Origin of the sequence: Dyadobacter sp. 32 (assembly GCF_902506755.1) — a bacterium.
Taxonomy (GTDB): Bacteria; Bacteroidota; Bacteroidia; order Cytophagales; family Spirosomataceae; genus Dyadobacter.
In genome coordinates, this window is the sequence record NZ_LR735258.1 from 5,067,185 (window position 1) to 5,086,118 (window position 18,934).

The 18,934-nt window shown below is 43.2% G+C and carries 15 protein-coding genes; 9 read left to right on the forward strand and 6 right to left on the reverse strand.

The features are described 5' to 3' along the window. Positions 1–20: 20 nt before the first annotated feature. A complete protein-coding gene (locus DYADSP32_RS20735) occupies positions 21–899 on the forward strand; it encodes an NAD(P)-dependent oxidoreductase (RefSeq protein ID WP_149240970.1) in 879 nt (292 codons plus the stop codon). 58 nt (positions 900–957) lie between these two features. Here the strand turns inward: DYADSP32_RS20735 and DYADSP32_RS20740 are convergent, their stop codons facing one another. Further along, complete coding sequence (locus DYADSP32_RS20740) at positions 958–1,248, reverse strand: hypothetical protein (protein ID WP_149240969.1); 291 nt, start codon at positions 1,246–1,248, stop codon at positions 958–960. Positions 1,249–1,389: 141 nt separating this feature from the next. Here DYADSP32_RS20740 and DYADSP32_RS20745 point away from each other — a divergent pair, with 141 nt between their 5' ends. Then, positions 1,390–3,351 (forward strand): GDSL-type esterase/lipase family protein, encoded by a 1,962-nt coding sequence (locus DYADSP32_RS20745; RefSeq protein WP_414617938.1) that lies wholly within the window; start codon positions 1,390–1,392, stop codon positions 3,349–3,351. A 277-nt stretch (positions 3,352–3,628) separates the two neighbouring features. Here DYADSP32_RS20745 and DYADSP32_RS20750 read toward each other — a convergent pair whose 3' ends face one another. Continuing rightward, a complete protein-coding gene (locus DYADSP32_RS20750) occupies positions 3,629–4,540 on the reverse strand; it encodes a DUF1338 domain-containing protein (RefSeq protein ID WP_149240967.1) in 912 nt (303 codons plus the stop codon). Positions 4,541–4,821: 281 nt separating this feature from the next. Between DYADSP32_RS20750 and DYADSP32_RS20755 the strand changes: the two genes are divergently transcribed. From DYADSP32_RS20755 to DYADSP32_RS20770, 4 genes are all read left to right on the forward strand, one after another. After that, positions 4,822–7,143, forward strand: a complete 2,322-nt coding sequence (locus DYADSP32_RS20755) for a PSD1 and planctomycete cytochrome C domain-containing protein (RefSeq protein WP_149240966.1) — start codon at positions 4,822–4,824, stop codon at positions 7,141–7,143. A 165-nt stretch (positions 7,144–7,308) separates the two neighbouring features. Beyond that, positions 7,309–8,769, forward strand: coding sequence for a DUF1501 domain-containing protein (locus DYADSP32_RS20760; protein WP_149240965.1), 1,461 nt, complete (start codon positions 7,309–7,311; stop codon positions 8,767–8,769). Between the two features lie 19 nt (positions 8,770–8,788). Further along, positions 8,789–10,951, forward strand: coding sequence for an FN3 associated domain-containing protein (locus DYADSP32_RS20765; RefSeq protein WP_149240964.1), 2,163 nt, complete (start codon positions 8,789–8,791; stop codon positions 10,949–10,951). Positions 10,952–11,211: 260 nt separating this feature from the next. Beyond that, a complete protein-coding gene (locus DYADSP32_RS20770) occupies positions 11,212–11,391 on the forward strand; it encodes a reverse transcriptase domain-containing protein (protein ID WP_149244739.1) in 180 nt (59 codons plus the stop codon). Between the two features lie 458 nt (positions 11,392–11,849). Here the strand turns inward: DYADSP32_RS20770 and DYADSP32_RS20775 are convergent, their stop codons facing one another. Together DYADSP32_RS20775 and DYADSP32_RS20780 are read right to left on the reverse strand one after the other, a co-directional pair. Continuing rightward, positions 11,850–12,362: an IS630 family transposase gene (locus DYADSP32_RS20775; RefSeq protein ID WP_149240963.1), complete on the reverse strand. Its 513-nt coding sequence runs from the start codon at positions 12,360–12,362 to the stop codon at positions 11,850–11,852. A 7-nt stretch (positions 12,363–12,369) separates the two neighbouring features. Beyond that, positions 12,370–12,894 carry a helix-turn-helix domain-containing protein gene (locus DYADSP32_RS20780; protein WP_149240962.1) on the reverse strand — a complete coding sequence of 175 codons (525 nt, stop codon included), beginning with the start codon at positions 12,892–12,894 and terminating at the stop codon, positions 12,370–12,372. A gap of 390 nt (positions 12,895–13,284) precedes the next feature. Between DYADSP32_RS20780 and DYADSP32_RS20785 the strand changes: the two genes are divergently transcribed. The 3 genes from DYADSP32_RS20785 (at position 13,285) to DYADSP32_RS20795 (ending at position 16,082) form a co-directional block, all read left to right on the forward strand. Then, positions 13,285–14,658 carry a hypothetical protein gene (locus tag DYADSP32_RS20785; protein WP_149240961.1) on the forward strand — a complete coding sequence of 458 codons (1,374 nt, stop codon included), beginning with the start codon at positions 13,285–13,287 and terminating at the stop codon, positions 14,656–14,658. Between the two features lie 517 nt (positions 14,659–15,175). Continuing rightward, positions 15,176–15,484, forward strand: coding sequence for a hypothetical protein (locus tag DYADSP32_RS20790; RefSeq protein WP_149240960.1), 309 nt, complete (start codon positions 15,176–15,178; stop codon positions 15,482–15,484). Positions 15,485–15,734: 250 nt separating this feature from the next. After that, a complete protein-coding gene (locus tag DYADSP32_RS20795) occupies positions 15,735–16,082 on the forward strand; it encodes a hypothetical protein (protein WP_149240959.1) in 348 nt (115 codons plus the stop codon). Positions 16,083–16,467: 385 nt separating this feature from the next. Here the strand turns inward: DYADSP32_RS20795 and istB are convergent, their stop codons facing one another. Together istB and istA are read right to left on the reverse strand one after the other, a co-directional pair. Next, positions 16,468–17,199, reverse strand: a complete 732-nt coding sequence (istB, locus tag DYADSP32_RS20800) for an IS21-like element helper ATPase IstB (RefSeq protein ID WP_149239829.1) — start codon at positions 17,197–17,199, stop codon at positions 16,468–16,470. Between the two features lie 43 nt (positions 17,200–17,242). Further along, positions 17,243–18,907 (reverse strand): IS21 family transposase, encoded by a 1,665-nt coding sequence (istA, locus tag DYADSP32_RS20805; RefSeq protein WP_149239828.1) that lies wholly within the window; start codon positions 18,905–18,907, stop codon positions 17,243–17,245. Between the last annotated feature and the right edge of the window lie 27 nt (positions 18,908–18,934).

An 18,934-nucleotide genomic window follows, 5' to 3' on the forward strand; every position in this document is an offset into this window, starting at 1 on the left:
CAAATAATTGACTTACCGTTATGTTTGAAAAAATCGCAATCCTGGGACTTGGAAACCTGGGAACCCCAATTGCTGAGAGCCTTATCGAATCCGGCTTCGACGTTACCGTATGGAACCGGAGCAGTTCCAAAACCGATGTCCTTGTGAACAAGGGTGCACACAGGGCAGGTCACCCAATGGAGGCCGTTGAGGCTGGGGGTATCGTATTTTCGGTGCTGGCGGATGACAGCGCCGTTGAGGAAACTTTCTCCGAAGCACTTCTGGGAAAACTTGGGGTTAACGGTATTCATGTCTCCATGAGTACGATATCTCCGGAATGTGCTAGAAGACTCAGCCAGAGACATCAATTGCATGGTGTAAGCTATGTGGCAGCACCCATTTTTGCACGCCCCGAAGCGGTTAAAGCCAAGGTAGGAAACATTTGTCTCAGTGGAAGTGTGGCAGCCAAAGAGCGTGTCAAACCCATACTTCAGACATTCGTTAAGGGAATTTATGATTTTGGTGAGGATCCTGGTGCTGCTAATGTGGTTAAGCTGGCAGGAAATTTTATGATTGCGGCGAGTCTGGAAATGATGGGTGAAGCTTTTACCATGGCAGAAAAGAATGGGATATCCAGGCAAAGTATTTACGAAATGTTAAGCCAGACCTTATTTGCTGCACCTATTTTTCAGAACTATGGAAAGATCGTTGCGCATCACAACTATGAACCCGTTGCATTTAGCCTGCCGCTTGGATTGAAGGATATTAACCTTACCTTAAAAACAGCATCCGACTCCAATGTGCCCATGCCCATGGCCGATCTGATCCGGAACAGGTTCATCTCGGCCATAGCGAAAGGTCGTAGTGACCTCGACTGGGGCGCCCTTGCCAAAGGGGCATCTGACGATGCGGGGCTTTAAACAAATAGCAGGGGAGCTACCGGTTATGGCAGCTCCCCTGTTATCAGATTTTCCTTGATTAGTTTCCTTCTCTCAATTCCATCAACATTTCATCGGTGATGTTGTTTTTGGATTTGAAATCAGAGACCGTTTCCGTGAATGTATTGTGTAGTCCTTCAATATTTTCTAGGTTCTTGTAGGCACCATCATAAATTGAACTGATTGATTTTTCAAGAGCCTGGTCGTTGATGTTCATGTTTTCAGTCTCGATCTGTCCTATTTTCTTAATCACCGCTGTTTCGCTGTTCTTAAGGTCTTCAATCTCCCGAAGGATTTTTTCTAACGACTTGAATTTTTCAATCTTATCCATAAATTTCTCATTTAATGATCGAAGTCAGTCCGGAAACAACCATGCCAGCAGTTGAAGGCATGTTGCTTATTTCACGGTGAACAGAGTCAAGATGGAATGAGGGCAGTATTGGAGGTAAATTATCACTCATCCGTTCTTTCTATGATTATGAAAGTAAATTACAAAGTGTGGATATTATCCGTCATATGTTTGCTGGGCAGCTTGCAGGCGTGGGCGCAGGTTAACGTAAAAGTTTCTCTCGGAGCGGTAGCTAATTGGAAAGGCTTTGAAAAACAGGAATTTACATTTGAAAACCGGGATGCCTGGTATGTGAAGCCAAAGCAGGCGGCACCCGGAAATCCCTGGATCTGGCGTGCACACTTTCCCACCTGGCATACCGAAATGGATAGCATCCTTCTTACCCGGGGTTTTCATGTGGCTTATGTGAACACCAACGACCTGTTTGGTCATCCCAAAGCGATGCAGGTATGGGACGGTTTTTATGATTACCTGGTCAATGAAAAACAATTTGCACCTAAGGTTGCTCTTGAGGGAGTAAGTCGTGGAGGGTTGGATGTGTACGGCTGGGCCAAGAGAAATCCGGATAAGGTCAGTTGCATCTACGCAGAAGCTCCTGTGTGCGATCCCAGAAGCTGGCCCGGTGGCAAAGGCAAAGGGCCAGGATCGCCTAAGGACTGGGCGGCCTGGCTGGCATTATATGGGCTTAATGAGGAAGAGGCCAAAACTTTCAGCGATATTCCTTTGAATGATCTTTCCGGGTTGGCTGCTTTTAAAGTGCCGATAATGCACGTCATTGGTTTACAGGATAAGCTGGTGCCGCCGGCTGAAAATTCTGATTTGCTGTTAGCCAATTACATGAAACTGGGCGGCCCCGTGGCTGTATACCCGATGACGCGTGGTGATCAGGCACTGGAAGGCCATCATTTCCCCATTGAACACCCGGATGCACTTGCCGATTTTGTTTTTAATAACAGTGTTCCGGTCAGGAAGCCACTGCCGCATACGCCATACATCGAAGTTAACCGCGGATTATCCAATGCTTACGAAAAATTCAAAGCATCCAAAAAAGGTACGGTAGCCTTTCTGGGCGGGTCGATCACACACAATCCGGGCTGGCGAAATAAGACCGCTCAGTATTTTCAGGAGCACTTTCCGGAAACCGAATTCACTTTCATTACCGCGGGCATCCCCTCATTGGGCAGCACTCCGCATGCATTCCGTTTCAGTAAAGATGTACTTGAAACAGGGATTCCCGACCTGCTTTTCGTAGAAGCTGCTGTCAATGACCGGGGTAACGGATTTACTGAAAAAGCACAGATAAAAGCACTGGAAGGAATAGTAAGGCAGATGTATGCCGCCAATCCCAAAGCAAATGTAGTGATGATGGCTTTTGCAGAACCTCATAAAAATGCTGATTATGAATTGGGAAAAGTGCCGACGGAGGTAGCTGTTCATCAGCGCGTTGCCAAGTACTATGGTGCATCTTACATCAATCTGGCCCGGGAAACTTACGACAGGATCAAGGCCGGGGAATTCACCTGGAAGCACGATTTCAAAGATCTGCATCCTTCACCCTATGGGCAGGAAGTATATTTCCAAACCATTAAAGAATTGCTGAAAATGAATCCATCAGGTTCATCTGATGATTACAAGCTTCCGGTACCTATAGATAAGTTCTCTTATTCAAAAGGAAATTATCATCAAGTAGCGGAGGCGAAAAAGCTGAAGGGATTTGAGATTGTTCCTGACTGGCAACCGAAGGATAAGCTATCAACCCGGCCCGGATTTGTGAATGTGCCCATGTTGGTAGGGGAATCGGCTGAGGCGTCTTTCGAGTTTACTTTTAAGGGCAGGGCAGTAGGCATAGCGATTATTTCAGGTTCCGATGCAGGAAAAATCTCTTACAGCATTGATGGTAAAAAAACGCAATCAATCGATCTGTTCACCCCCTGGAGCAAACAGCTCCACCTGCCCTGGTACCTGATGCTGGCCGACGAACTGTCAGCAGGCAAGCACACCCTTAATGTGAAGATAAATGCCGATAAAAATGAAAAAAGCGATGGTAACGCTTGCCGGATAGTTTACTTTTTGGTGAATGAGTGAGGAACAGTGCTATCGCCTCCCAGAAGGAAAATGGGAGATTGAGTAAAATAAAACCTTTGAATTCGAGAGTCAAAAAAATCGTATCAATTGAGCCTTATCGTATTGATGCTGTTTGGAGTAACGATGAGGTTCGCAGGATTGATGCTAAATTTTTGGCTGAATATTTTGAAAAAAAACAGTATTTATTTCAAAATACTAAATGAAGTGTCTTTTTGTAAAGCTAAAACCGATGGCCGAACCATATATTGGGGGGGATTGTTGAGATGAAGGATTATGACTACTTCCCTGTCTGAGTGGTGTAAGTACTCTCAAAGATCTTGTCCGCATTGCCGGCCTCAAATCCATCTCTTCTGTGTTGCCGGGATATCTGTTCGTAGGGTAAGCCTGCAAATTCAGGCAGAACACGTCTTTCTGCAAACTCTACATAGGAACCTGAGATGTTAAGTTTGTCACCATTTTCAAAGGTGGCGTCGATCATTTCGGCTACGGTAGCGCTTTGAATCAATCCTCCATCCGGGCTCGTTTTTATCTTTCCGCCAGCGGTATTGAGCCTGATTCCATTTCGTTCGAGAAATTGGTTGAATTCAGCAACGGTATTGTAACCCATCGGTAAGTTGTGGACACTGATTGTAAAGTGATTGAGATAGTACCTGTTGTAAATTACCCACGCGGCATATTCACTCTCTTGCAACAGATGCTTATAATCCGAAACGGACGGAACCCGCCATAGCGGTTGATGCAAAAAGGCATCTACCTCAAACCCATTGTCCAGGTCGAGCGAATCCACAGGGTCCTGCTTCACTTCATTGGTGTAGCTCCTGATAATTCTTTGGCTTTCCGCAGACAGATCGCCAACCCTGAGCTCACTGACAAATATTCTTGGATCGGTTTGCCGGGGCGGACTGTACCACCAGGCATCCAGTTTTTTTCCTTCGAAATAGTAATGATCCCGTTTTTCGTAGCCGTAATGCAAAAAGATTTTCTCAAATGATTTTATTCCCAGCTGAGCAACGCCCATGGTGCGGAATGCGATGTGGTCATTTTCAATGTCATTTTCCCTTTCGATTACACCACCTTCAATCATTGCACGGATAATCCGCTTTACGTCCGGTACACGTTCTTTGTAACGGCTCATTAATCCGTTGAGAACGATGTCCAGAGCGGCTGATTTTTTGGAAGGAAAAACCATTGTTTACTTTGATTTAGTTGTTCAGAAGAGGTGGCACACAAGCCCCTTTTAGAATAAAAACTTGCCAGACATGAATAGAAGCTAAGTTTTCGTTCCTTTTATTAAAATTATTAAAAAATACAGAATATATTGTATTAGTAAAAAGTAAAAGATGCTTTTGAGGTCAATTGAAAGGGTAGCCAAAGTGAACATGCTTTTGATGAACTAACAATTGATAAAGCTTATTTAAGGCGAGAACAATAAACAAAGGGGGCCAACAGTCCATGGATGGTCACAAAAAAATGAAACAGCGAATCGTATTTATATCAATTTTAACAGGTCTGATTATTTTTTTGATCGCTTCTTGCTTTCAAAAAAACGGAGCTTTACAAAAGAATTCGGGCAATGAGTTAGTGAGTTATAACTTCGACATCAGGCCGATCCTGTCCGACAAATGTTACGCTTGCCATGGGCCTGATGCGAAAAAGCGGGAAGCGGGCCTTCGGCTTGATATGGCGGAGAATGCCTATGCCAAATTGAAAGACGGAAAAGGGGTTGCTATTTTTCCGGGCAAACCAGAGCAATCGGAGCTCTACAAGCGGATCACCTCCGTGGATCCGGAGTATCAGATGCCAACACCGGAGTCTCATCTGGGTCTACTGAATGATTCTGAGATTGGGCTTGTTCGCAGATGGATAGAGCAGGGAGCAAAATATGAGAAACATTGGGCGTTTTCGGCACCTGTGCTACCGGCTGTACCGGAGGTGGGACAGAAGGATTGGCCGAAAAACGAAATTGATCATTTTGTTTTAAAAAAAATGGAAAGTGTCGGCCTGGCTCCAAATGAGCAGGCTGAAAAAAGTTATCTGCTTAAACGGCTGTCTCTGGATCTAACCGGATTACCGCCGTCTTTGGATCTGCAAAAAAGATTCGAAGCAGATCAGAGTGAAGGTGCTTACGGAAAAATGGTGGATGAGCTGATTAAGCAAAAAGCCTACGGAGAAAAAATGGCTGTTTATTGGCTTGATATTGCCCGTTACGCCGATTCTTACGGCTATCAGGATGATGAGGTAAGGACCCAGTGGCCCTGGCGGGACTGGCTGATCAATGCCTTCAATAAAAATATGTCGTACGATCAGTTTCTGACCTGGCAAATAGCCGGAGATATGCTTCCCAATGCCAGCAAGGAACAGATTTTGGCCACCGCATTTTTTCGCAACCATAAATACACAGAGGAAGGTGGGGTAATACCGGAAGAATACAGGATTGAGTACAATATCGATAAAACAAAAACTTTCAGTACAGGGGTACTAGGGCTGACCGTGGAATGTGCTCAGTGTCATGATCACAAGTATGACCCCATTTCACAGGAAGATTACTACAGGCTTTTTGCTTTTTTTAATAACTCAAAAGAGGTGGGTTATGAAGGAGATATTTCGCAGACAAAACCAGCCAAAAATCCAATTCTTACCATTTCAGATCACGAGGCCAGGACGCTGCTTACCTTTATCAATCGCCCGGATACAAGCCGATTGATGGTGTCCGTACTAGGTGATCGGGATACTTTGAGGCCAACGCACATTCTTAACAGGGGCGTTTATGATGCGCCTGGAAGGGTGGTGACGGCATCGGCCTTGCCCTCGGTAATGACATTTGACACCACGAGGCTACCCCAGAACAGGCTCGGCCTGGCCAAATGGACCACCAGTAAAAGTAATCCGCTCACAGCCAGGGTTTTTGTGAATCAAATCTGGCAGGAATTTTTTGGACGTGGTATTGTCAAAAGCACCGGTGACTTTGGCATGCAAGGCGAATTGCCAACAAACCCCGCATTGCTGGACTGGCTTGCGGTGGATTTTATGAACCATGGCTGGGATATCAAAAGACTGGTGAAACAGATCGTAACTTCTGCTACCTACCGGCAATCGGCTAAAATTTCAGAGGAAAAGCTCAAAGCGGATCCTGATAATATCTATCTGTCCCGTGGATCACGTTACCGTATACCGGCGGAGCTGGTCCGTGACATGGTGCTATCCACCAGCGGACTTCTCAGCCCAAGGATAGGTGGGCCAAGTGTGAAGCCCTATCAGCCAAAGGGCTTGTGGGAAGCGGCCACCTCCGGTCGTGGCACACTCAGAACTTATCAGCAGGACAAAGGAGAAGCACTATACAGAAGAGGCATGTACACGTTTATCAAGCTTACCGTTCCGCCACCTTCCATGATCATTTTTGATGCCAGTAACAGAGATCATTGTGAAATCAAACGTTCAAAGACCAATACACCCTTACAGGCACTGGTGATGCTTAATGATCCGATGGTACTGGAGGCATCCAGGGTCATGGCCGAAAGGATGAGCCTCAGTGATGTTTCAACAGAGGAAAAAATCCATGAAGCTTTCAGGCGCATTGTATGCCGTCAACCTACGGAAAAGGAAATGAAGCTGCTGACCGAGTATTACCGCAGCGAAGCAGGCATATTTTCAAAGGATAAAAAGCAGGCATTAAAGGTACTGAATGTGGGCGAGCATCCACATGAAGACAAAGTGAACGAAGGCCAGGCGGCGGCATTGATGCGGGTCATCAATACGCTTTACAATATGGAAGAAACGATAACCAAATCTTGATTAGCTGTGCGCTATTTTCTGGTTTGTCCATACAAACCAATTCTCAAGTACCAAAAGGTGTTTTAGAGGAACAAAACATCGGCGATTGTGTGCATATTCAATTTGTAAGAATAATAAAATTTGAAGCAATAAAAAGCGAACGGCCAACAGCTCAAAGCTTATACCATGGAAAAGCCCATTTTAGATTATGGAATAAATACTACCCGGAGACATTTTCTGTCTAAACTAAGTTTGGGCATTGGAAGTGCTGCTTTGGGTTCGCTGCTCATACCAGACCTTTTTAAAGGTGCCGGCGGAGAGGGTGATGTAAATGAATTTATGGCGGGCTTACCGCATTTTGCCCCCAAAGCCAAGCGTGTGATTTACCTTTTTCAAAATGGGGCGCCTTCGCAGCTGGATCTGTTTGACTACAAACCCATGTTGAACAAAATGCATGGAGAAGAGCTTCCGGAGTCTATTCGTGGTGGTCAGCGATTGACTGGTATGACTGCCAATCAGGCGAAGTTTCCCCTGGCCGGATCCGTTTTCAATTTTAAACAACATGGTAAAGGTGGTGCCTGGATGAGTGAGCTGCTGCCACACATGGCCAGTATTGCAGACGATCTTTGTATTATCAAAACATTAAATACCGAAGCGATCAATCACGACCCGGCACTTACGTTTTTCCAGACCGGAGCTCAGGTTGGCAACAGGCCAAGTTTTGGGTCCTGGCTCAGCTATGGCCTGGGAAGTGAAAATCAGAATCTGCCCGGATTTTGTGTATTGCTGTCGAGAGGAAAGGGTAACGGGCAGGGGGTTTATTCCAAACTATGGACGAACGGCTTCCTGGATTCGGTGCATCAGGGCGTGCAGTTTAGCAGTGGTGAAAATCCGGTGCTATACCTCAATGATCCCGAGGGAATGGATAGAACGCAACGGCGCAAAATGCTGGATAACCTGGCAGAATTGAATGAAGGGACATATAATGAATTTAATGACCCGGAGATTACCGCAAAAGTACAACAATATGAAATGGCATTCCGGATGCAAACTGCAGTGCCCGAGATTACGGATATGAGCAAGGAGCCGGAATCCATCGTTAAAATGTACGGGCCCGAATGCCTGGTACCAGGTACTTATGCTGCCAACTGTCTTTTAGCCAGGAAATTATCCGAACAAGGGGTAAGGTTCGTTCAGCTGTATCATCAGGGTTGGGATAGCCATGGGGGCTTGCCAAACGAGATCAAGGGGCAATGCATGGATGTGGACCAGGCTTCGGCTGCTTTGATCACAGATTTAAAGCAACGTGGTCTGCTCGACGAGACGCTGGTAATCTGGGGTGGCGAATTCGGGCGTACCAATTACTGCCAGGGCACGCTGACCAAGGACAATTACGGCCGTGATCATCATCCCAGGGCGTTTACAGTCTGGATGGCTGGGGGTGGTGTAAAGCCAGGCATTGTTTATGGTGAAACGGATGAGTTTGGCTATAACATCGTGAAAGATCCGGTGCATGTACACGATTTTCATGCGACGATACTGAATCAGCTGGGCCTCGATCACGAAAAACTCATTTTTAAACATCAGGGACGTCGTTACCGCCTTACGGATGTAGCCGGCAAATTGGTGAAAGGACTTATTGCTTAATGTTTTAACCTAAAATACAGTGCGTCGTTACTTGTCAGACTGGAAGGGGCTTGTTTACAATTTCGCCTTTTTTCTAAATGGATTATTGATATTTCTTCTGATTTTCGAGAGCCGGTTTTCCGTTCCGATATGGATGCAGTCATTGGGCAGAATGCACCCTTTGGTCTTGCATTTTCCGTTGGTCGTGCTCATGCTCTACGGCTTTTGGGTAATCCTGATAGAAAAACCGGGATCTGTCCGATGGAATAATGAACTGGCCGGCATACTGTTGCTGATCGGCACGTTTACCGCGGCTGTAGCGGCCTTTTCCGGATTCATATTGTCAAAAGAAGATGGTTACGAGGGAGATGCATTGTTCTGGCACAAGTGGCTGGGTGTCGCTATTTCATTGATAAGTATTGCCTGGTATAGTATGCAGGGTTATTTGTCTCCGTGGAAATTGAAATCCAAGTTGGTTGCAGCCGGTTTTCTGTTGTTGCTGTTTGTGGGAGGTCATTTAGGTGGCAATCTCACACACGGAGAAGATTTTTTGATTTCGCCGTTGCCGCAGGCTGAGGATGATGTGCCAAAAGTGGCAATGGAGGATGCCCGGGTATTTCAGGATCTGGTACAACCGGTACTCAATCAGAAGTGTATTTCCTGCCATAATGAAGAAAAGTCGAAGGGGAATTTACAGATGCAAACGCAGGCCCTACTTGTAAAGGGTGGCAAAAACGGGGTGTTGTGGGATACAACAAAAGCCGATTTGGGACTGCTGATCAGTAGGTTGCACCTGCCTCTGGATGACAAAAAGCACATGCCGCCACGAGGAAAGGTTCAGCTTACGGATGAGGAAATTGTATTGCTTGCCGCATGGGTGAAAGGAGGTTCCCGATTTGATCAGCTTGTAAGTTCTCTTTCTCCTCAAAATCCGGTGTACGCCTATGCGCAGAATGTATTGGGTGGAAGCCGTACCGAAGAACAGTATAATTTTGATGCTGCGGATGCTGATGAAGTGGCCAAGCTCAATACAACGTATCGGTTGATCAGGCCACTTTCTGCAGAATCTCCCGCTTTGTTTGTCAATTTTTACAATAGAGCCAATTTCAAAAGCCAGGATATCGAGGGATTGCTACCCCTGAAAGATCAGATCGTATCCATGGACCTGAGTAAAATGCCGGTTAAGGATGAGGACCTTAAAATACTTTCCAAGTTTTCTGAGCTAAGAAAACTGATTTTGAATTTTACAGATATCACAGGAAAGTCTTTGGATGAGCTGAAAAAGCTGCCTATGCTTAAGGAAATATCACTCAGTGGTACTGGCGTAAAATTGGCAAATGTAAAATCACTCGAAAGTTTTCCGGCGTTAAAAAAGGTTTATGTCTGGAGCACGGCACTGACTGTGAATGAACTGGCAGAGTTGAAAAAACTCCGGAAGATCAGCTTTGAAACCGGTTTCAGAAGTGATACCCTGATTCTTGCACTTAATCCACCGGTGATTGAGAATGAGGAAGTGATCGTTTCGAGCAAAACACCCATCTCCATGAAGCACCAGATTCCCGGAACTGAGATACGCTACACATTGGACGGCACAGAACCCGATAGTGCTAAGTCGCTCGTTTACACGAAACCATTTTCCATTTCGAAAAATACCAATGTAAAAGCCAAAGCATTTAAAAATGGATGGTATGGCAGCAAGCAGGTTGATCGCTTTTTCTTTAAGGCGGGTTATCACATCGATAGCGTCCGGCTGATCCTGCCAGCTGATCAAAAGTTTAAAGCCAAAGGAGATATCACGATTGCAGACGGTGTAAAAAGCGACAAGCAGCAAAGTAGCGGAAAGTGGCTTGGATTCAGGGAAAACGATTTTCAAAGTTATTTGCTATTCAAAAAACCGGTGCTTGCCAGTAGCGTAACACTTAGCATGCTGCGCAATGTAGGCGGGTTCATTTTTCCGCCTGTACGTATTGAGGTGTGGGGAGGAGCCAATGAAAAATCATTGAAACTCCTTAAGATTATTACGCCCGAAATGCCCGTGAAGGAAACCCCTAATTCTGATTATTTAGTATTTAACGCCGAATTTGACTCTCAGAAACTTAGCTGTATTAAACTGGTAGCCAAGCCGTTGGCTAAGCTGCCAGCCTGGCACCCCGGTAAGGGTGAAAAGGCGTGGGTATTTGTGGATGAGGTTTTTGTGAATTGAAGGTAAAACGGGGCCTGACTAAAAAATATTCCCGCCTCAGACCAAGTTTTTAAATACACCCTCAGGCATATGTCTGCCAATCGGTTGAACATGGGTGATTCCTGGTAATTTTGCTCTTTCAGTGAGTAAACTTAGGTCATTGGGGCTGCAAGTTTCTTTTTACTTCATAAGCAGTTTGTCGATCCAGGATAAAATCGCTTTCTGTTCCTGCTGATTGTTCAAAGTATTGGGTTTTGCCTGAATGAGCCAATTGATTAGCTATTGCGTTCTCAAAAAGCCTTCATACAAGTGAGAAAGGTACACCTAAGGGAGCTGTTGTCAGCCCTTTGCTGGCGAATCTATTCTTACATTACTGTATGGATAAATGGCTTACATTGAACTTTCCCAGCTGTCCATTAGAACGGTACGCAGACGATGCGGTAATCCATTGCCGTACGTAAACGGAAGCCAAAAGCTTAATGGAGTCTTTAAGCCGACGATTAGAAGTCTGTGGTCTGGAGTTACATCCTGATAAAACAAAGGTTGTATACCGCAAGGATGGCAAACGGAAGGGAGATTACGAGGTCAAAAGCTTCGACTTTCTAGGATACGGCTTTCAACCAAAATTATGCCGGAGTAAAACTGGTATAAGCTTCGTGAGCTTTACACCTGCTCTATGTATCCAATTGCATGTTAAACAGAAAGCTTCCATCTGGTACCAGCTCCATTTTTTCCTCACACATACTGTATACGTTCGTGAGGACTATAACGGTCAGTTTTATTAACGCATTCAATTTGGATAGAGGTAGCCATAAATACGTTGTTAAAGTAAGCACGATAATAATTTTTTTAATTATAATTTATATTAAAGTTATTTAACGGTAAGCTTTCTTGAACATATCTGTGACTTACATTAAGTCTAATAATTTATTTCACAAACCTTTTTAAGTTCCGAGTTGGGTTTCAGAAAATGGGAAAACATTTTCCAGAAAGCTATTTTTCTGTCTTTTAGTGTTTTGATAAACCTATTGTGAGTTATCTTTTTTCTCATATACCACCAGGCTCTTTCTACCGCATTTAAGTCTGGACTATATGGAGGTAAAAAGAACAGTTCGAGCTTTGGGTTCTTTTCCAGCCAGGCATTTATCCTTTTTGCATGATGGTATGCAACATTATCCAAGACCATAATAATCTTAGGCGCTGTCTTGTAGGTTCGCAACACCTTTTTCAAGTGCTTCTTGAAACTATAGCTATTGCCCCTATCTGCAAAACTTACTGTAATTTGGCCTGTGCCATAATTGTAGCTACCAAAGACCGTTTGCCTTTCCCGGTTACGTTGCTTACAAACTACTTGTGGTTGAGTGCCTTTTTTTGACCAGCAATAACTCACTGTAGCTGTGTTGGACAATGAGCATTCGTCCTCATAAAGCAATGTGCTCTCAGGGTTTTCCAGAAGTTTTTTTTAAAGCCTCTTTAAATTGATCCTGCTTTACTGCATCTGTTTCAGGAAATATGCCCCTGCCTTTCTGATAAGTGAATCCCAAAGCTTTAATGATGTTGTAGATCTGGGCTTTCTTATAAGTTATTTGATAATTTTTCGCAATCCACTCTATTAGCATAGGGCCCGTCCAGCTGGCACTGTTATAACCATGATTCGTCGGTGATTCTTCTGATAATAAAATACCGATCCGATTTCTTTGAACTTCACTAAGGCGAGCAGTGCGCCCACGACCTTCTTTATCTCGTAAGCCCTCTATGCCCTCTTTTTCAAACCGATGGACCCAGTTGGTTATTTGCTTGAAGCTGGTATTGTATAAATCTTCCAGCTTTCTGCTGGGTTGACCCAACGAAACTTGATATACAGCATACAATCGAATTCCGATCGTATACCTTTCATCATCTCGAAAAAGAGCCTTAATTTCCTCGGGCTTATAATTCCCCACTTTTAATACAGGTTTGGACATGATCTTATCAGTTTGATTCAATCCAAACATACAAAATATATGTGTATTTATTTAATAGACTTTATGTAAATGAGATAATAAAGTGCGATCGGCTTGTAATATCCCAAGAACTTTCGAAAAAGTGCAGCTACCCCCTTGTTCTGTGTTCCGTAGCTTAACGTAAAAAGGATTATGAAAACTTCAGGAGCCAATTCTGGGTTTTGTCATGCATATGTGTTCGAGCGGATGGATCAACAAATTTAGATTTATTTAGGAAGAAAATATTTTTACATTATTATGTGACTATTTCGACATATGTAGTCATAACAAAAAGTCTCACCCAAGATTTGCAGTCGGAAGGGTGAGACATGTCGGTCAATAATTTTTCTAATTACAAAACCTGTTAAATTTATGAAAAAAGTTTTGCTTTGCCTAGGTTTATTATGTGCAATTGTATTTTACGCATGTAAAAAGGAAGTTGCACCAGAGGTGCCTCTGGAAATTATTTATTCTGATGCAGATCTTCAAAAATCTTTCAACGATTTCGGTTTCACTGCAAAGCTGACACAGGTTATTAATGATACATCATCCATTTTTTGGGCACCTTCATGGAGTGAAGCAAAGAAGAAAAATACAAATGATTCAACCCAATTCGTATACATCCCTTTGTATCCACAAGTAAAGAACGCAACAACTAATAAACTGATTAATGGTACTGTTTTGGGAGTTGCAAAGTATATTATAGTCAAGATTTCCAAGACAACTAGCTTTTTCTTGGCCCAATATGCTTCTCAGACGGATAAACCTGTATCATTAGAAGATTTTACAGGAAATGTATCTCTCAGAAATTTAGCTACCGATGTTATTTCTTTTTCTAGTTTCACAAATGGTAAACAGAATGCAAGGGTGAGCTCAGAAAATAGTAATTTAAAAACAAATGCTTGTGTAACAACATATACGTGTAATTGGTATAATTGGAACTGTGGTGCTGTATATATTACATTAACAATAGGGCAGAATTTTTGCCCTTATCCTGCCTTTTCTCCTTGTGGTGGAGCTAGTTGGGAACTTAGTGATAGCGAAACTGAAACGAGCTGTACGGATACAGGCATAATTATACCTATGCCTGTGTCTACTTTCAATGCAAATTATGTCGAAAGGGGGCCGGACAAGCCTATCAATAATCTATCTGCACGATTAAATTGCTTTACTCAACCTAAAATTGCAGGCCATAGATATTCGTATACTGTTACGCTTTATGCAGATGAAGCAGTTAATGGGACTAATCAGCTATTTGATATTACTAATAGCTATAGAAAAGTCGGTCATTCATACTTTTCTTTAGAAATGAACGACATTACAGCAGGGTCGTCCAAAAGAATGGTTATAGGCTATTACGTTCAAAGTGAATTGAGAGCAGTAACAGGCATTGACTCTCCTAGTGCTTGGGGTGACGATGGAAATACTCCGTATGATGTGTCCATTCAAACAAACATCGGTGAAGATACGTTTATGTTATTAGTTCAAACATTAAAGAACAAAGGAAACCCTACATACAATCTCGTTACTAACAATTGTACAAGCCTGATATATGATGTATTTGGAGGTATATTTTCCCGTTATAACGGTGGGTTGCCTGATGCAAACCAAGCAATTGGCCCTCTTGGAACGGGTAAGACCCCTTCTCAATTTGGTTATAATTTAAGAAAACAATGGGGATCTGATAACAGGATGTTCAAGAGAAGTAACGGATCTAAATCTCCGATGACCACAAATTGTAACTAAATGATACTAATTCCTTAATAAAAAGTCGTATATTTTGTAATGAATTATGCTGAATTTATAAAGGAATCGAATGGGAGTGATTTATTAAGGCTCGAAAAACGAGAAAAGAATGCAATGCGTCGTGATCGAATTCGATTTATACGTATGCTAAAAACGGGTAGTTTTCGTAGTCCATCTGCTGCTGGGGCATCTATTTGCTTGAGAGAGCGCGAGTCTCAGCGGTTATTGAGTAGTTATGTTAAAGGAGGGAATAACAGCTTATTATCGACTTATTCTGAACCTTGGTGGGGAAAGCTAAGTAGTGTTCAAATTAGTCCGTTGCGATCTTTTTGCTGTCAGATCAAGCACTAACATTATTAGATATTCAAGTTTATCTAGCCGGGAATTTGGGAGTTAAGTATAGCATCAGCGGGGTTTGTGATTTATGTAAACGTCTGAAAATAAAGGCAAAAATGGGTCGCCCTATGAATGTTCGTGATATGCCGGGAGGTGTGGATGACTTCAAAAAATTTGTGAAATGCGTTCTAATTTTCCAGATCATGCAATATTTTTTCATGATGAACTCAGGGCAGGCACGTGGACAGAGTTAAGCAGAAAATGGGCTCCAATGGGTCACAGGCCAATAGCGCCAGTAAAAATTGGTTACGAAAATACCTATCTGTACTTAACTATATGTCCATTTACTGGTGAAGGCTTTGCTACTTTTCTTCCCAAACTTGACAGCGCATATTTTGGCTGGTTTGTTCAGAAAGTAGAAGAAAGCATAGGGCAAAACGGGGCCGCCCGCGCGATCACTCTTTATTGCCGATGGCTAAAAAGCGCATAAAGACGAACTTTTTAATGAGGGTAAATTGGTATTTCAAAAATTATCACCTGCTTGCCCAGAACTAAATCCAATTGAAAGATTTTTCAAAGAAGTCCGCAGGCGTTTAAGGAACAAAGTGTTCGAAAGCCTGGAACTAGCACAAACGAGAATTGAGAAAATTGTTGAGAAGATTTCAGAATCGGTCGAAAATGTAATTTCTCTGGCATGTTTTCCATATATAAGAAACACGTCATTTTAAATCGAATTTAGTATGAAGAGAAAAATCATTATAGCGTTAGCAGTTAGCTTTATAATAATAATTGCTAACACTACATACATTTCTTTCATTCTCGGGTTTTTAACTCAGGACAGAACTTTTAATGGATCTGATTTTTATTACACAAGTCAAAATTGTGGATTTTCAAACAGGGGTCTATTTATTGAAAGTCACGAGGAATTGCTTTCTGAGTTTGAAAAATACAGGAAGAAAAATCCAACTGATTCAACTTTATACCGAACATTTAAAATAAATCCCCTAAAATTCTGGTTTTGGAAAGAATATATTTTTGATCCTAAGTACGATCTACCTTATAAAGAACCGTGCATTGAAACACATTAAGTTAGAAGTGAGTTAATGGGTAGATATTATTTCTACCCATTATTTTTTGGACAGCATTCAAAGTATCAGGAAAGCTCCGTGGCGCTTTTAAACTAATTAGCCCGAGGATTCAGACGTGAAAATGATATAATTGTATTCCAATAAATGTAAAAAGTCCTTGATTTTATGTCGATTTATACCAATCAAGCTTGATAATTTAGAATAGTCCAGCCTACTTCCAACACGATTGGCCAGAAGAAGAAGGATTGATTTATAAAGTACATCGCTTACTAAAAAATCCGATAGAAGTTTAATATCAAGATCTATATATGGAAATTCCGGCGAAAGTGAGCCAGCGTTCCGGGAAAGTGAGCCAGTTCTTTTTTGGAATTGAAGTGTTGTAAATTTAGCTGTTTTTTATCTTTCTCAAAGAAGCTCCTTCGAGATTTATTCTGTGCGCGTTTGCTGTCAGTCTGTCACATATCGCATCAGCCAGGCTTGGGTCATTTATGTAATCATGCCAGTTTCCTACGGGCATCTGTGCGGTTATAATTGTTGATCCGGAAGCGTATCGATCCTCGAGTATTTGCAATAGGGCCATTTTGATGTCGTGGCTAAGCGGCTGTAAGCCGAAGTCATCGAGAATCAGGAGTTTGACTCGTGCAATTTGATTGAGCCATTTTAAGTAACTTCCATCCAGCCTGGCCAACGCAAGCTGCTCTATAAACCTGTTTATGGGGTAATAAAGTACTTTATGGCCTTTTACGCAGGCTTGCCTGCCGAGTGCACAGGCGAGATAGGATTTTCCACATCCCGTGGCGCCTGTGATCAGTACGTTTTCTGACTTCTCGATAAAGCTGCAATCGCTTAAACGGATTAACTGCTCGGACGTAAGTCCTCGTTCAGGCTTGCAATTCACCTGTTCAACATGTGCGCTGTACCGCAGTTTGGCAAGCTTTAGATACATCTGGGTGCGCTGCTGGACTCGCTGTTCTGATTCTGCCTCTGTAAGCATGGCAACCATTGTATGCGCTTCAGGCTGCTGGTGTAACGGCTGTTCAAGAATGGCGGAATACCGGCTCGCCATTCCTTGCAATTTTAGTTCTCTTAACTCTTCCCAGGTCTTGTTTGTATTCATTGTTATTTTTGTTTAAGTGAGGCAATTGATTCGTAAGGGCGTTTTATTCATACGCTCCGGCTCCCCTAATGTTTTCATGGTCAGGTGTCTGGAATAAGGTTGTCTGCATAAAATGGGGAGCTTTGTCAAGATTATTAGCCAGGATCTTCGTTAGTGTTTTATAACTAAAAGAACCGGAGGGTAGTGCTCTTTGACATGCTGACTCGAGGCGGTCATTACCATAGCTGCTGCCAAGCCGCAGGATACCACGGCATGAATTAAATGTTTGTTCGGTAAATTGCCGCCCTTTTAGAACACCTTCCATGTAACCCTGTGTGCATGGTCCTATCTGTGATGCTAACCGCAGGAAGTAATCACTGTCCCATCCCCTTTGCTGTGAATAGCTACGATGGTTCTCTGGCATGTGCTCTTTGAGCGTAGTATAACCATGCTGATTATAGAAGCGTTTATGAACAGCAATACGCTGATGATCAAGAAAGATCTCTACCGTCTGGGTATCATAAATAATGTTTACCTGCTTGCCTATATAGTGGTAAGGCACGCTGTAATGGTGCCAATCTTCTCCCAGGGTGACATGATAATTTTTCTGGACTTTGGCAGAAGTGCTGTGCTTTAAGGTAAACGGATTGTCTGCCAGCGGCTGAAGTAAATGCTGTTCCTGTTCGTTGAACTGCTGGCGGCGGCTGTAATTTTTTCCCTTGAAGTTCTTGTCATTATGTAGCTCGAGTTGATCTCGTATAGCGGCGTTAACTTCCTCGATATTACAGAAAATACGATCCCGTAAGGGAGCGTAAATGCGCTGATAGGCAATTTTTACGTGACCTTCTGCCGGCGCTTTATCTTTAGGTCTATATGGCCTTGCGGCAACCAAATCCATGTTGTTATGCAACGCCCATTGCTGCATAAGATCTGTAAAGGTCGGTTCGTAGCGATTGACCTTTTGGACCACCTGTTTCATGTTGTCGGTCTTCAGAGACAATGGGGCGCCTTTAAAATACCGAAGGCAGTTATTCAAAGCAGCCAACAAATAAGGAAGCCTGGCATTAGGCAGCGCTTCAACATAAGTTAAATTGCTGAAAGGAAGCACACAAACCAGTACCGGGCAACTTATTTGTTCACCGGTGGACTTGTCGAAATAGTGCATCATGCTGCCCGCAAAGTCCACCATGACAACCTCACCCGCCTTGTAAGTCGCATGGAAACTTGGCTGTAGAACTTTACCGAGTTCGTTAAGTTGATAGCAAAATTGGGAATAACGGTATCCCGCAGGATGTTTGTCAAAATATTCCTCCCAGAGAAGTTGGCGCGTGACACCGGTACGTTTAAGCTCTGAAAGAAAATAAGGTACTTGCTGGCGAAAATCTTCCTTCCGCTGGTCTTCATCCTGCACCGAGGGTGTACCAGAATATAGAATGGCAGACAAGCCTGCATCGTTAAGGGCTTGAAGTTCCTTGAAGCTGTGCGTGCTCTGAAGTAAGCGTTCACGATAATATTTAACCGTGTTACGGGAAAGATTAAGTTGCCTGGATATTTTACGTTCGGAAAGATTCCGATCCAGCAACTGTATGATCATGCGCAGTGTCTGCATTGAAGTAACTTTGTTTGCCATCCGTTGCTTTTGTTTTTCACAAAAGATGGTGGTTATAATTACTTCAATACCAAAATACAACTGGCTCACTTTCCCGGAATAACTTTGAAGAGCAATCACAAGTGGCTCAATTATGCCGGAATGTCA

Excerpts from the sequence above, each read along its gene's own strand:
- DYADSP32_RS20735 (WP_149240970.1), top strand. The coding sequence starts at position 21 with ATGTTTGAAAAAATCGCAATCCTGGGACTTGGAAACCTGGGAACCCCA.
- DYADSP32_RS20740 (WP_149240969.1), bottom strand. The coding sequence starts at position 1,248 with ATGGATAAGATTGAAAAATTCAAGTCGTTAGAAAAAATCCTTCGGGAG.
- DYADSP32_RS20745 (WP_414617938.1), top strand. The coding sequence starts at position 1,390 with ATGATTATGAAAGTAAATTACAAAGTGTGGATATTATCCGTCATATGT.
- DYADSP32_RS20750 (WP_149240967.1), bottom strand. The coding sequence starts at position 4,540 with ATGGTTTTTCCTTCCAAAAAATCAGCCGCTCTGGACATCGTTCTCAAC.
- DYADSP32_RS20755 (WP_149240966.1), top strand. The coding sequence starts at position 4,822 with ATGAAACAGCGAATCGTATTTATATCAATTTTAACAGGTCTGATTATT.
- DYADSP32_RS20760 (WP_149240965.1), top strand. The coding sequence starts at position 7,309 with ATGGAAAAGCCCATTTTAGATTATGGAATAAATACTACCCGGAGACAT.
- DYADSP32_RS20780 (WP_149240962.1), bottom strand. The coding sequence starts at position 12,894 with ATGTCCAAACCTGTATTAAAAGTGGGGAATTATAAGCCCGAGGAAATT.
- DYADSP32_RS20785 (WP_149240961.1), top strand. The coding sequence starts at position 13,285 with ATGAAAAAAGTTTTGCTTTGCCTAGGTTTATTATGTGCAATTGTATTT.
- DYADSP32_RS20790 (WP_149240960.1), top strand. The coding sequence starts at position 15,176 with ATGCGTTCTAATTTTCCAGATCATGCAATATTTTTTCATGATGAACTC.
- DYADSP32_RS20795 (WP_149240959.1), top strand. The coding sequence starts at position 15,735 with ATGAAGAGAAAAATCATTATAGCGTTAGCAGTTAGCTTTATAATAATA.
- istB (WP_149239829.1), bottom strand. The coding sequence starts at position 17,199 with ATGAATACAAACAAGACCTGGGAAGAGTTAAGAGAACTAAAATTGCAA.